Source organism: Ruegeria sp. AG1 (genome assembly GCF_056541705.1).
Window position 1 is genome coordinate 99029 of sequence record NZ_JBQFYU010000012.1, and the last position, 12142, is coordinate 111170.

15 protein-coding genes are annotated in these 12142 nt (G+C 57.0%); 13 read left to right on the plus strand and 2 right to left on the minus strand.

All coding sequences use genetic code 11. From position 1 onward, the window contains the following. Window positions 1–44 precede the first annotated feature (44 nt). A complete protein-coding gene (locus ACR0B5_RS18045; RefSeq protein WP_480542331.1) occupies window positions 45–671 on the minus strand; it encodes an SH3 domain-containing protein in 627 nt (208 codons plus the stop codon). Between the two features lie 202 nt (window positions 672–873). Between ACR0B5_RS18045 and parC the strand changes: the two genes are divergently transcribed. From parC to ACR0B5_RS18090, 9 genes are all read left to right on the plus strand, one after another. After that, a complete protein-coding gene (parC, locus tag ACR0B5_RS18050; RefSeq protein ID WP_480542333.1) occupies window positions 874–3222 on the plus strand; it encodes a DNA topoisomerase IV subunit A in 2349 nt (782 codons plus the stop codon). 97 nt (window positions 3223–3319) lie between these two features. Next, the gene (locus tag ACR0B5_RS18055; RefSeq protein ID WP_170380416.1) at window positions 3320–3910 is read left to right on the plus strand and encodes a hypothetical protein; all 591 of its coding nucleotides are present in this window, start codon (window positions 3320–3322) and stop codon (window positions 3908–3910) included. Between the two features lie 115 nt (window positions 3911–4025). Further along, window positions 4026–5201, plus strand: coding sequence for an elongation factor Tu (tuf, locus tag ACR0B5_RS18060; RefSeq protein ID WP_480542335.1), 1176 nt, complete (start codon window positions 4026–4028; stop codon window positions 5199–5201). A 259-nt stretch (window positions 5202–5460) separates the two neighbouring features. Next, a complete protein-coding gene (locus ACR0B5_RS18065; RefSeq protein WP_480542337.1) occupies window positions 5461–5640 on the plus strand; it encodes a hypothetical protein in 180 nt (59 codons plus the stop codon). A gap of 378 nt (window positions 5641–6018) precedes the next feature. Then, window positions 6019–6333: a 30S ribosomal protein S10 gene (rpsJ, locus tag ACR0B5_RS18070; RefSeq protein ID WP_008756422.1), complete on the plus strand. Its 315-nt coding sequence runs from the start codon at window positions 6019–6021 to the stop codon at window positions 6331–6333. 18 nt (window positions 6334–6351) lie between these two features. Continuing rightward, a complete protein-coding gene (gene rplC, locus ACR0B5_RS18075; RefSeq protein WP_008758167.1) occupies window positions 6352–7077 on the plus strand; it encodes a 50S ribosomal protein L3 in 726 nt (241 codons plus the stop codon). After that, complete coding sequence (rplD, locus tag ACR0B5_RS18080) at window positions 7074–7691, plus strand: 50S ribosomal protein L4 (protein WP_170463489.1); 618 nt, start codon at window positions 7074–7076, stop codon at window positions 7689–7691. Before rplC ends, rplD begins: the two co-directional genes overlap by 4 nt. Beyond that, the gene (locus ACR0B5_RS18085; RefSeq protein WP_008757532.1) at window positions 7688–7984 is read left to right on the plus strand and encodes a 50S ribosomal protein L23; all 297 of its coding nucleotides are present in this window, start codon (window positions 7688–7690) and stop codon (window positions 7982–7984) included. Before rplD ends, ACR0B5_RS18085 begins: the two co-directional genes overlap by 4 nt. Beyond that, window positions 7981–8613: a hypothetical protein gene (locus tag ACR0B5_RS18090; RefSeq protein ID WP_480542339.1), complete on the plus strand. Its 633-nt coding sequence runs from the start codon at window positions 7981–7983 to the stop codon at window positions 8611–8613. The genes ACR0B5_RS18085 and ACR0B5_RS18090 overlap by 4 nt, the downstream gene beginning before the upstream one ends. Before the next feature lie 118 nt (window positions 8614–8731). Here the strand turns inward: ACR0B5_RS18090 and ACR0B5_RS18095 are convergent, their stop codons facing one another. Continuing rightward, window positions 8732–9103: a hypothetical protein gene (locus tag ACR0B5_RS18095; protein ID WP_170768621.1), complete on the minus strand. Its 372-nt coding sequence runs from the start codon at window positions 9101–9103 to the stop codon at window positions 8732–8734. Between the two features lie 814 nt (window positions 9104–9917). On the opposite strand from ACR0B5_RS18095, the gene rplB reads away from it, so the two are divergent. From rplB to rpsC, 4 genes are read left to right on the plus strand one after another with little or no spacing between them, the layout of a single operon-like run. Continuing rightward, a complete protein-coding gene (gene rplB / locus ACR0B5_RS18100; protein ID WP_120633917.1) occupies window positions 9918–10760 on the plus strand; it encodes a 50S ribosomal protein L2 in 843 nt (280 codons plus the stop codon). Between the two features lie 3 nt (window positions 10761–10763). Further along, window positions 10764–11042: a 30S ribosomal protein S19 gene (gene rpsS, locus ACR0B5_RS18105; RefSeq protein ID WP_005980699.1), complete on the plus strand. Its 279-nt coding sequence runs from the start codon at window positions 10764–10766 to the stop codon at window positions 11040–11042. 3 nt (window positions 11043–11045) lie between these two features. Beyond that, window positions 11046–11426 carry a 50S ribosomal protein L22 gene (gene rplV / locus ACR0B5_RS18110; protein WP_039538267.1) on the plus strand — a complete coding sequence of 127 codons (381 nt, stop codon included), beginning with the start codon at window positions 11046–11048 and terminating at the stop codon, window positions 11424–11426. After that, the gene (gene rpsC / locus ACR0B5_RS18115) at window positions 11426–12136 is read left to right on the plus strand and encodes a 30S ribosomal protein S3 (RefSeq protein WP_008758042.1); all 711 of its coding nucleotides are present in this window, start codon (window positions 11426–11428) and stop codon (window positions 12134–12136) included. Before rplV ends, rpsC begins: the two co-directional genes overlap by 1 nt. Window positions 12137–12142: the final 6 nt, after the last annotated feature.

The following is a 12142-nucleotide window of genomic DNA, read 5'->3' on the forward strand; positions in this document are numbered from 1 at the left end:
AACACCTAGGCTGCGAGAGGAAACAGGGCAATGACGCCCGGACGTCAATTCGTGGTTTTGCGGACCAGTGATGCCGAAATCCATCCGACCTGTTGCCCGGGAAACACGCGTGTGCGCAACCAACCCGTGCCGGAATCGCTCAGTACTTCGACCCTTTGCCCGATCGTGGCCTTGCCGATGATGGGATAGATCGTGCCCGGGCCGTCACGCATGTTGACGCGGGTGCCAGAGATTTCGCGGATGTCCTTTTCGGGCTCTGCGACAGGTGCCACAGCAGGTTCGGCATCGGTTGTGACCTGCTGTATCGCCGTTACGCCGCCTTCCAGCGAGGCCAGCGTCAACGTGACATCCTGATCTTCGAACAGGGACGGATTCGCCTGCAATCCGGCTGCAACCTGAGACAGAAGCGCCTTGGTTTCTTCCTCACCCAGAACAGGTTCTGGTTCTGCAATAAACTCAATAACAGGGATGGGTTGAACTGCGGCGCGGGTCACCAACTCCTCAACCGGTGCGGCAGCCGGAGGCGTCGCCTTGGGTGCAGGTTCGAACGTGGCCGCCATACGCTGCGGATTGTCACTGCGCAGGCCGCGCGGCTCGAAATCGGGGCCTCCGCTCATGACGTAGAAGGCCCAGCCAAGGGCGACAAAAGTAACAAGTATCAGGCGCGTCATGACGCTTCCCCCCGAAGAAATCGTAAATACAAGAATTGGCAGCAGTTTAATTCATGAGACCATAGCATATTTCGAGGCGGGAGTCGAAAAATGGGGGAAATCCGTGGGTTGCCTCCCCCTGTTGCAAAAAGCGCGACTTGTCCCCAGTAAAATAAGTCTTGGTTGCTTTACCAAGCTGCGCTTGCGTCGTATCACATCATATATGAACGATACGATCGACGACCCCAACATGGAGGCCCCTGACAATGGGGGCGAGGTAGCCGAACCGCTACGCCGCGCAATTGGTGAGCGCTATCTGACCTATGCGCTGTCCACCATCATGCATCGGGCGCTGCCGGATGCGCGTGATGGTTTGAAACCGGTTCACAGGCGAATCCTCTATGCGATGAGGGAACTACGACTCAGTGCAACCGGAGGTTTCCGGAAGTCTGCGAAGATCTCGGGCGATGTGATGGGCAACTACCATCCGCATGGTGACGCCGCGATTTACGACGCGATGGCGCGTCTGGCCCAGGATTTCAACGTGCGCTACCCGCTGGTCGACGGGCAGGGGAATTTCGGCAATATCGACGGCGATAACCCGGCGGCCTCGCGTTACACCGAAGCGCGGATGACCATCGTGGCCGAGGCGCTGCTGGAAGGTCTGAACGAAGACGCCGTTGATTTCCGCGACAATTATGATGGGACGCTGACTGAGCCGGTCGTACTGCCCGCTCAGTTCCCGAACCTGTTGGCGAATGGTGCCAGCGGTATTGCCGTGGGCATGGCGACGAATATCCCGCCGCATAATATCTCGGAACTCTGCGACGCTTGTCTGCATCTGATCAAAACGCCAGATGCGCGCGACGACACTCTGCTAAACTACGTGCCCGGCCCGGATTTCCCGACCGGCGGCGTGATCGTCGAGCCGCCCGAGAATATCGCGCAAGCCTATCGCACCGGGCGCGGGTCCTTCCGCCTACGCTGCAAGTTCGAGGTCGAGGATCTGGGTCGTGGTCAGTGGCAGATCGTGGTCACCGAGATCCCCTATCAGGTTCAGAAATCCAAGCTGATCGAAAAGATCGCAGAACTGATCCAGACCAAGAAAATCCCGATTCTCGCCGATGTGCGCGACGAATCCGCCGATGACATCCGTCTGATCCTCGAGCCGCGTTCCAAGAACGTGGATCCCGAGGTGCTGATGGGCATGCTTTATCGCAACTCGGACCTTGAGGTGCGGTTCAGCCTGAACATGAACGTGCTGATCGACGGTGTGACGCCTAAAGTCTGCTCGATGAAAGAAGTGTTGCGCGCCTTCCTCGATCACCGGCAAGAGGTCCTGATCCGTCGCTCGCGTCACCGCATGGCGAAAATCGACCATCGGCTGGAGGTATTGGAGGGCTTTATCGTCGCCTTCCTCAATCTCGACCGTGTGATCGACATCATTCGCTACGACGACGACCCCAAAGTCGCGCTGATGCGCGAGGATTGGGGTATCGACCACGTCCGTGCCACGGACGAATCCGACTATGTCTCGCCCAAACCGGGCGAGGGCGAGTTGTCCGAGATTCAGGTCGACGCCATCCTCAACATGCGTCTGCGCAGCCTACGTCGTCTGGAAGAGATGGAACTGGTTCGCGAGCGTGACGAGCTAATGCTGGAACGCGCCAATCTCGAAGACCTGCTGGCCGATCCTGCCCTTCAATGGGCAAAGATCGCCGAGCAGTTGAAAGAGACCAAGAAGACCTTCGGCAAAGACTACGAAGGCGGCGCGCGTCGCACGCAATTCGCCGAGGCCGGACAGGTCGAGGAAGTGCCGCTTGAGGCGATGATCGACAAGGAACCGATAACGGTGGTCTGCTCTCAGATGGGCTGGATTCGGGCCATGACCGGCCACATCGACCTCAAGCGCGAATTGAAGTTCAAAGATGGCGACGGCCCCCGGTTCATCTTCCATGGTGAAACCACGGATCGGTTGCTGGTGTTCGCATCGAACGGGCGATTCTACACCGTCAGCGCCGCCAACCTGCCCGGCGGGCGCGGCATGGGGGAACCGCTCCGCCTGATGGTGGATCTGCCGAACGAGGCACAGATCATCGACATCCTGATCCACAAACCGGGGCGCAAGCTGCTGGTGGCCTCGGACGCGGGTAACGGGTTCATGGTGCCCGAGGATGATGTGCTGGCGCAGACCCGAAACGGGAAGCAGGTGCTGAACGTCAAAGGCGACGAGACGGCGATGATCTGTAAACCGGTCGATGGTGACCACGTCGCAGTGGTCTCGCAGAATGGCAAGTTCCTGGTCTTCCCGACCGAAGAGCTGCCCGAGATGACCCGAGGCAAAGGCGTGCGTTTGCAGAAATACAATATGGCGCGCGGCCGGCAGGGCACGTTGGAGTTGGATGGCGGCCTGTCCGACATCACCACCTTTAACTGGGAAGAAGGGCTCAAATGGTCCATGGGTGGCGACAAAACCCGGCACGAGGCGGATATGTCCCAATGGCTGGCCAAACGCGCCAGCGTCGGGAAAAAGCCCCCTTATGGTTTCCCGCGTGACTATAAATTCTCGTGATCTGACGAGGGTTTCGGGCAAATTCCGCCGATACGGCTTGGCACAGGCCGTATCGGTGCGCTAGATCAAAGAAAAACAGGCCTATCGAGACGAGATCATGCTGCGCATTTTGACCCTGATTACTGGACTTGCCCTGATGGGCGCCTGCACGCAGACGCAAGTCTATGAAGAACCCGAGTCGTTGGGCGAATTCAAGCTGCGCGTAAACTACGCCTTCGCTGAGAAAGCCCGCCAAGGACCGGTCTCGCGCGATGCGACACCAAAAGAATGGGAAAACGCCATTCAGAACGCGGTTGATATCCGTCTCGGCCGCTATGAAGGCGCTCAGGAATACGACATCGGTATCAGCCTCGAAGGATACATGCTGGCGCCTCCGGGCATTCCCGTCATCTACAATCCCAAAAGCACGGCGATTGTTCTGGTCAATGTCTACGATGTGAAGAAGAAAGAATTCCTCGCCAAGGGCAAGCAGTTCCAGGTTTTGGAAGACACGACCGGAGAGAGCGCTCTGACAGGATCGGGCAATACCCGCACCAAAGAAGAGCAGATGAGCGGCCTTGCCCTGAAAGTTGCCGACCGAGTCGAAGAGTGGTTGGCCGAAGAACACAAGGACAATGGTTGGTTTGACCGGCGTCCGGACCTGATCCAGCCGCTGGAAACGAGCGAGCTCACGCAGAATCCGGCGTGATCGGCGCATTTCCCTCAGGATGTGCTTGATTTTCCCCTTTGAACCAAATATCTCGCGCGCGCAGATGTAACCACGGGACCAAGGGTCCCCCAAATCGCAAAAGGGCGCCTGAGGAATGGCAAAGGAAAAGTTTGAGCGTACAAAACCGCACGTCAACATCGGCACGATTGGCCACGTTGACCACGGCAAGACCACGCTGACCGCAGCGATCACCAAGTATTTCGGTGACTTCAAAGCGTATGACCAGATTGACGGTGCGCCGGAAGAGAAAGCGCGCGGGATCACCATCTCGACCGCCCACGTGGAATACGAGACCGAGAACCGCCACTACGCACATGTCGACTGCCCCGGCCACGCCGACTACGTCAAGAACATGATCACCGGCGCCGCTCAGATGGACGGCGCGATCCTGGTTGTGAACGCTGCTGACGGCCCGATGCCGCAGACCCGCGAGCACATCCTGCTGGGCCGCCAGGTTGGCATCCCGAAGATGGTCGTGTTCATGAACAAAGTCGATCAGGTTGACGACGAAGAGCTGCTGGAACTGGTGGAAATGGAAATCCGCGAGCTGCTGTCTTCGTATGAATACCCCGGCGACGATATTCCGATCATCGCAGGTTCGGCTCTGGCCGCGATGGAAGGCAACAACCCGGAGATTGGCGAAGAGAAGATCAAGGAACTGATGGCGGCTGTTGATGACTACATCGACACCCCCGAGCGTGCTGTTGACCAGCCGTTCCTGATGCCGATCGAAGACGTGTTCTCGATCTCGGGCCGTGGTACCGTTGTCACGGGCCGTGTTGAGCGTGGCGTGATCAACGTTGGCGACGAGATTGAAATCGTCGGCATCCGCGACACTTCGAAAACCACCTGCACCGGCGTTGAAATGTTCCGCAAGCTGCTGGACCGCGGTGAAGCGGGCGACAACATCGGCGCGCTGCTGCGTGGTGTTGACCGTGACGGCGTTGAGCGTGGCCAGGTTCTGTGTAAGCCGGGTTCGGTTACACCGCACACCAAGTTCGAAGCCGAAGCCTACATCCTGACCAAGGAAGAAGGCGGTCGTCACACTCCGTTCTTCGCGAACTACCGTCCTCAGTTCTACTTCCGTACAACTGACGTGACCGGCACCGTGACCCTGGCGGAAGGCACCGAGATGGTCATGCCTGGCGACAACGTGTCGTTCGGCGTTGAGCTGATCGCGCCGATCGCGATGGAGCAGGGCCTGCGCTTCGCGATCCGCGAAGGCGGCCGCACCGTCGGCGCCGGCGTTGTGTCCAAAATCACTGAATAAGTCGCGCAAGCGAATGATCAGACGGAAAGGGCGTCCCTCGGGACGCCCTTTTTCGTTTGAGCCATACTGTTCCGAGGTGGGCCTAAACGTGTTCGAACCGAGATGACGCTTAGAAAGTTCGCCGTCGTTAAGGGGAAAAATGTATTGAGGTTTCTTAATCCAAACTCCACCTCACCCAAAGACAGGAAACCCACATGTGATCTGAAACAAAAAGCGGGGCGTGCGCAGGCCGATCCGCTGACGCAATCAGGAGGAAATCATGTTAGGTTTTGAATTCTTGAACTATGGAACGCAAATCCTTCACAGCAAGGATCTGGAGGACATGCGTGCTGCGATCCTTAGTGACGACGACCAAGAAGTCGACTGTGATATCAGTGAGTTTAACCGCGAGCGTAAGCGGTTCGACGTCCGGCTTGCCGAGCAGCCTAACAGAACCTGAAGCGCTAAAGCACGTCCAGAACCTGTGTCGTCAACCAGCGTATTCACTGTAGCGTGGGGTGAAAACCTTCCAGACCAAGTCGGTTTTCTCTGAATGCTCAATTGTCGCGTGTAGGCTGTACACCTCGCCCATAGTTCTTTAGCGCGTTCTTGTTGCGAAGTTGGTCCTGAAGATCAGTTCTTGGTACTGGGTCGTGTCGCTCTTTGAGGTGGGACAAAGCCAACAAACCCCTTGCCAAACCCCACCAACCCCACTAATACGCGCGAGTTCTCGATAAGAACGTCAAGGCGGGGTGATTCCCGCCTTTTGGGTTCGAAGAGGGTTGGCGATGCGCGTCTGTCCTCCTCTCAACCTCAACGCCTAAAAAAGGCTGTTAATATGCAAAGCCAAAATATCCGTATTCGGCTGAAGGCATTTGACTATCGCGTTCTGGATGCCAGCACGCAAGAGATCGTCAACACTGCCAAGCGGACCGGCGCGAACGTGCGCGGCCCGATCCCGCTGCCGAACAAGATTGAGAAGTTCACGGTTCTCCGTGGTCCTCACGTTGACAAGAAATCCCGCGACCAGTTCGAGATCCGTACGCACAAGCGTCTGCTCGACATCGTTGATCCGACCCCCCAGACCGTTGACGCGCTGATGAAGCTCGACCTCGCTGCTGGTGTGGACGTCGAGATCAAGCTGCAGTCGTAAGATCGGAGGGTATAAATTATGCGCTCTGGTATTATCGCAAAAAAAGTCGGCATGACCCGCCTGTTCATGGAAGACGGCAAGCAGATCCCTGTGACCGTTCTTCACCTGGACAACCTGCAGGTCGTTGCACAGCGCACCGCTGACAAAGACGGCTACACCGCCGTTCAGCTGGGCGCCGGTGCTGCCAAGGCAAAACGCACCTCGAAAGCCATGCGCGGTCACTATGCCGCTGCAAAGGTCGAGCCCAAGCGTAAGCTGGCCGAGTTCCGCGTCTCCGAAGATGGTCTGATTGATGTGGGCGCCGAGATTTCGGCAGAACACTTCCTGGAAGGTCAGAAAGTTGACGTTTCGGGCACCTCGATCGGTAAAGGTTTTGCCGGCGCGATGAAGCGTTGGAACTTTGGTGGTCTGCGCGCCTCGCACGGTGTTTCGATCAGCCACCGTTCGCACGGTTCGACCGGTCAGTGTCAGGACCCGGGCAAGGTTTTCAAAGGCAAGAAGATGGCCGGTCACATGGGTGCTGCCCGTGTCACCACCCAGAACCTGGAAGTCGTCAAAACCGACGCCGACCGGAACCTGGTCTTCATCAAAGGCGCCGTTCCCGGACCGAAATCGGGCTGGGTCACCGTCAAGGACGCCGTGAAGAAGAAAGCACCGGAAGGCCTGCCTTTCCCGGCTGCTGTGAAATCGGCTGCAACCGAAGCACCTGCGGAAGAAGCTCCCGCGGAAGGTGGTGAAGCATGAAACTTGATGTAATCAAACTGGACGGCGGCAAAGCCGGCGACATCGAGCTGAACGCCGATCTGTTCGGTCTCGAGCCGCGGGCGGACATCCTGCACCGTGTGGTCCGTTGGCAGCGCAACAACGCGCAGGCCGGCACTCACAAGGTCAAGACCCGCTCGGAAACCAGCTACTCGACCAAGAAGATCTATCGCCAGAAGGGCACCGGTGGCGCACGTCATGGTGACCGCAACGCGCCGATCTTCCGTGGTGGTGGTATCTACAAAGGCCCCGTCGTGCGCTCGCATGGCCACGACCTGCCCAAGAAGTTCCGCAAGCTTGGCCTGCGCCACGCTCTGTCGGCCAAAGCCAAGGCAGGTGAACTGGTTGTGATCGAGAATGCCGAAGCCGAAGGCAAGACCGCCGCTCTAGCCAAACAGGTTGCAAACCTGGGCTGGAAACGTGCTCTGGTCATCGACGGCGCGACCGTGAACGAAGGGTTCCTGAAAGCGTCCAAGAACATCGAAGGTCTGGATATCCTGCCGACGATGGGCGCAAACGTCTATGACATCCTCAAGCGTGACACCCTAGTGCTCACCAAAGCGGCTGTCGAAGCATTGGAGGCTCGTCTGAAATGAGCGCTAAGGCAGAACACTACGACGTGATCCGCAAGCCGATCATCACCGAAAAATCGACCATGGCGTCCGAAAATGGCGCGGTTGTCTTTGAAGTGGCGATCGACAGCAACAAGCCGCAGATCAAAGAGGCCGTTGAGGCGCTGTTTGGTGTGAAGGTCAAAGCGGTGAACACCACCGTGACCAAAGGCAAGGTCAAGCGGTTCCGCGGCCAGCTGGGCCGTCGGAAAGACGTCAAAAAAGCATATGTGACCCTGGAAGAGGGGAACACCATCGACGTGAGCACTGGTCTTTGATCCGACGCTTACTGCGACTATTCACGGCCTCGGCGGTTCAACCCGCCGGGGCCGATTTCGTTTCAGACCCTGAAACCGTGCGTGCGCAGGTGCTGGAGCAGATGCGGGCGTTCAGTGCCGAGCCTTATTTTCAGATTGCCGATGAGAAGCTGGGGCTGTTGTCGGTTTTCGATGATCTGAAATACGACCGCGCAGATGTGGACATGATCTCTCCGGCGATGCGCAAGCATGTGGTCGGCAAGCTTGGCCCGTTGGGGTTCCGCCAGACCTCCGGCACGGTGCTGGAGCATGCCGAGGCCGATATGCGCGTGCACATCCCCAAGTTCCATGCCCTCGGTGCGTCACCTTTCGATATCGCGCGCTACACCGAGAAACGCCCGCAGGATTACTGCCTGCTGACGCCGACGCAGGTGGCCTGTCAGTACGTGGATCACTATGAGTTGGACGATGCCGTGCAGCGGATCGAGGGGTTGATTGCGAAACACCCAATCAACCTGCTCAAACTTGCGGATTATCTGGAAGGCAAACCCAAACACCGCGCTTTTCGCGAGGTCTTGGGCCATATCAAGCTCAAGCAGAGGATCGCGGTGGAGGCCGAGCCACTGTGCCGCAGGCGGTCCCTCGGATAAGATCGCAAGTCGCGCCAGCGACTGCCCCACGGTTGACGCTACAACGGAGGATCAGTGCACTTTATGATGCCAATACAAGGCGCTCGGGCTGTTTGGACTTATCTTGGTATTGGCGGTGCTAACCGCCTTTAGAGTCGAATGTTTGAAGCCAGCGAAGCCACGAAGTTCCTGCGGTAATGTAGTGAATCGCGACTTCTAAAGGCGGCGGAACGGGCTCTTCGCTGCCCGGTTCATGTCTATAAAAATGAGCACCCGTCGCCCATTCGATGTACTGCGAGAGTTGTTTTTGAGCGACATGAATCGCTGGTACCTGACCTTTGTACCTTTGATCAATTGCTGGCTTAAGGTGCTTTTCCAGTTCTCTTTTTCCAAGTTGATGCGCATTCGGGAAGATAAGTCGAAACAATCCTTCGTTGGCGGAGAATATCTGCCTCAATGCCATTTTCCCATCCGGAGGCACTTGGTCTAGCATGGTATAGGCATCCATCATTGAACCTCTTACGGCCTCATATCTTCTTGAATTTAAAGCTTGAACGGGAGAAATGCGCGCTTGTTCGAAGGCAACATCTACTGACAGGTGCACTCCACCCTTTTCATCGACAGAATAGCGAACACGCTTTTCCTTGAAGATTCTCTGAACTTCTCTGACGAAATCCTTGCGTTCTTCCTCTTAGTAGCTTTCATCTAAAATACTGCAAACTATAGTAACCGTGTCCAGAACATCTCAGAGTTCAACGGATGCCATCGCTGCAGGCCAATAGTACTCTGCTGCACATCCTTGAGAGGACAAGCCGACACCGAGCTCATTATTTATTGCGCCTCTCAGCTGGCTGCCATTGCAGTATTGAAAAAATAAGAGTCCGAGCCTGCGCCGCATCCTTTTGCTGTCTGGCAATAACTCTGGATGAGAGATGTAGTTAAGCGAAAATCGCCTACCAAGTTCTGGGTCTGACATTCTTTGCCTTCCAATTGCCAAGTTGTAGTAATGAGACAAATTCTTTCATCGACCTATCAAGGTGAGATTGAGTATTGAAGCATCAAGTTTGTCATTTGCCTCCGGCGGTTTCGCCGAAATTACTCAGAGTATTGCACAAGCCAAGCAAGCTGAAATTCAAAACAGCTTTCTCCTATAGACACCCACCCCCAACCCTGTTACATGCTCCCAATCTTGCGGCCTCGGATTCGTTCCGGGGCCTCTGATATTTGTAACCGGGGACCTTCGGGGCCCTATACCCTTGGCACCTACGGGGGCCTATCACATAGCGGGGAAATCCCCTGCACTTGCTAAACGGAAGACAGAAAGCATGGCACTCAAGTCGTACAAGCCGACGACGCCGGGCCAGCGCGGGCTGGTGCTGATCGACCGTTCGGAGCTTTGGAAAGGACGTCCGGTCAAGTCTCTCACAGAGGGTTTGACCAAATCGGGCGGCCGGAACAACACCGGACGGATCACTTCACGCCGCCGCGGCGGTGGCGCAAAGCGTCTCTACCGGATCGTTGACTTCAAACGGAACAAATTTGATGTCGCGGCAACCGTCGAGCGGATCGAATATGACCCGAACCGGACCGCATTCATCGCACTGGTAAAATACGAAGACGGCGAGCAGGCATATATCCTCGCTCCGCAGCGTCTGGCTGTTGGTGACAAAGTCGTGGCATCTGCCAAGGCTGACATCAAGCCGGGCAACGCAATGCCGTTCTCGGGCATGCCCATTGGTACCATCGTCCACAACATCGAGATGAAGCCTGGCAAAGGCGGTCAGATCGCACGTGCGGCCGGTACTTACGCTCAGTTCGTTGGTCGCGATGGCGGCTACGCTCAGATCCGTCTGAGCTCGGGCGAGCTTCGCATGGTCCGTCAGGAATGCATGGCCACCATCGGTGCCGTGTCCAACCCCGACAACTCGAACCAAAACCTCGGTAAAGCCGGTCGTATGCGCCACAAGGGTGTTCGTCCGTCGGTTCGTGGTGTTGCAATGAACCCGATCGATCACCCGCACGGTGGTGGTGAAGGTCGTACCTCGGGTGGCCGTACGCCGGTTACGCCGTGGGGTAAGGACACCAAGGGTAAGCGTACCCGCAACAAGAACAAAGCGTCCCAGAAGCTGATCATCCGCTCGCGGCACGCCAAGAAGAAGGGACGTTAATCCATGTCTCGCTCTGTTTGGAAGGGTCCTTTCGTCGATGCTTACGTGCTGAAAAAAGCCGAAGCAGCGCGCGAGTCGGGCCGCAACGAAGTCATCAAAATCTGGTCGCGTCGTTCCACCATTCTGCCCCAGTTCGTGGGTCTGACCTTTGGTGTATACAACGGCCAGAAGCACATTCCCGTCAACGTCTCGGAAGACATGATTGGTCAGAAGTTCGGTGAATACTCGCCGACCCGTACCTATTATGGCCACGCCGCAGACAAAAAAGCGAAGCGGAAGTAAGTCATGGGCAAGGAAAAGAACCCCCGCCGCGTGGCTGAAAACGAAGCAATGGCGAAAACCCGCATGCTTCGCACCAGCCCGCAGAAACTGAACCTGGTTGCGCAAATGATCCGCGGCAAGAAAGTTGAGAAGGCCCTGACCGACCTGACTTTCTCGAACAAGCGTGTCGCGCAGGACGTCAAGAAGTGCCTGCAGTCCGCAATCGCGAATGCCGAAAACAACCACAACCTGGACGTTGACGAGCTGATCGTAGCCGAAGCATGGGTTGGCAAGAACCTGGTCATGAAGCGCGGTCGCCCGCGTGCCCGTGGCCGTTTCGGCAAGATCATGAAGCCGTTCTCGGAGATCACCATCAAGGTGCGTCAAGTTGAGGAGCAAGCCTAATGGGTCATAAAGTAAATCCGATCGGCATGCGCCTGCAGGTCAACCGCACCTGGGACAGCCGCTGGTACGCCGACACCAAGGACTACGGTGATCTTCTGCTGGAAGACCTCAAGATCCGTGAGTTCATCAACAAAGAGTGCAAGCAGGCCGGTGTTGCCCGTGTGATCATCGAACGTCCGCACAAGAAGTGCCGCGTAACGATCCACACAGCACGTCCCGGTGTCATCATCGGCAAGAAAGGTGCAGACATCGAAGTTCTGCGCAAAAAGCTTGCTCGTATGACCGACAGCGAACTGCACCTGAACATCGTCGAAGTGCGCAAGCCCGAGCTTGACGCACAGCTGGTTGCCGAGTCCATCGCTCAGCAGCTGGAACGTCGTGTTTCGTTCCGTCGCGCAATGAAGCGCTCGGTTCAGAACGCCATGCGCATGGGCGCCCTGGGTATCCGGGTGAACGTCGCGGGTCGTCTGGGCGGCGCCGAAATCGCACGGACCGAGTGGTACCGCGAAGGCCGCGTGCCTCTGCACACCCTGCGTGCCGACATCGATTACGCACATGCCGAAGCGATGACCCCCTACGGGATCATCGGGATCAAGGTCTGGATCTTCAAAGGTGAGATCATGGAGCACGATCCGCAGGCACGTGACCGTAAAGCACAGGAACTCCAGGACGGCCCTGCACCTCGTGGTGCTGGTGGCGGTCGTCGCTAAGGAGGG

Bases quoted from the DNA above. Each gene is read 5' to 3' on its own strand.
- rplV (WP_039538267.1), top strand. From the start codon at position 11,046: ATGGGCAAGGAAAAGAACCCCCGCCGCGTGGCTGAAAACGAAGCAATG.
- ACR0B5_RS18085 (WP_008757532.1), top strand. From the start codon at position 7,688: ATGAGCGCTAAGGCAGAACACTACGACGTGATCCGCAAGCCGATCATC.
- rpsS (WP_005980699.1), top strand. From the start codon at position 10,764: ATGTCTCGCTCTGTTTGGAAGGGTCCTTTCGTCGATGCTTACGTGCTG.
- ACR0B5_RS18065 (WP_480542337.1), top strand. From the start codon at position 5,461: ATGTTAGGTTTTGAATTCTTGAACTATGGAACGCAAATCCTTCACAGC.
- ACR0B5_RS18055 (WP_170380416.1), top strand. From the start codon at position 3,320: ATGCTGCGCATTTTGACCCTGATTACTGGACTTGCCCTGATGGGCGCC.
- rplD (WP_170463489.1), top strand. From the start codon at position 7,074: ATGAAACTTGATGTAATCAAACTGGACGGCGGCAAAGCCGGCGACATC.
- rplC (WP_008758167.1), top strand. From the start codon at position 6,352: ATGCGCTCTGGTATTATCGCAAAAAAAGTCGGCATGACCCGCCTGTTC.
- tuf (WP_480542335.1), top strand. From the start codon at position 4,026: ATGGCAAAGGAAAAGTTTGAGCGTACAAAACCGCACGTCAACATCGGC.
- ACR0B5_RS18045 (WP_480542331.1), bottom strand. From the start codon at position 671: ATGACGCGCCTGATACTTGTTACTTTTGTCGCCCTTGGCTGGGCCTTC.
- rplB (WP_120633917.1), top strand. From the start codon at position 9,918: ATGGCACTCAAGTCGTACAAGCCGACGACGCCGGGCCAGCGCGGGCTG.
- rpsC (WP_008758042.1), top strand. From the start codon at position 11,426: ATGGGTCATAAAGTAAATCCGATCGGCATGCGCCTGCAGGTCAACCGC.
- rpsJ (WP_008756422.1), top strand. From the start codon at position 6,019: ATGCAAAGCCAAAATATCCGTATTCGGCTGAAGGCATTTGACTATCGC.
- parC (WP_480542333.1), top strand. From the start codon at position 874: ATGAACGATACGATCGACGACCCCAACATGGAGGCCCCTGACAATGGG.
- ACR0B5_RS18095 (WP_170768621.1), bottom strand. From the start codon at position 9,103: ATGATGGATGCCTATACCATGCTAGACCAAGTGCCTCCGGATGGGAAA.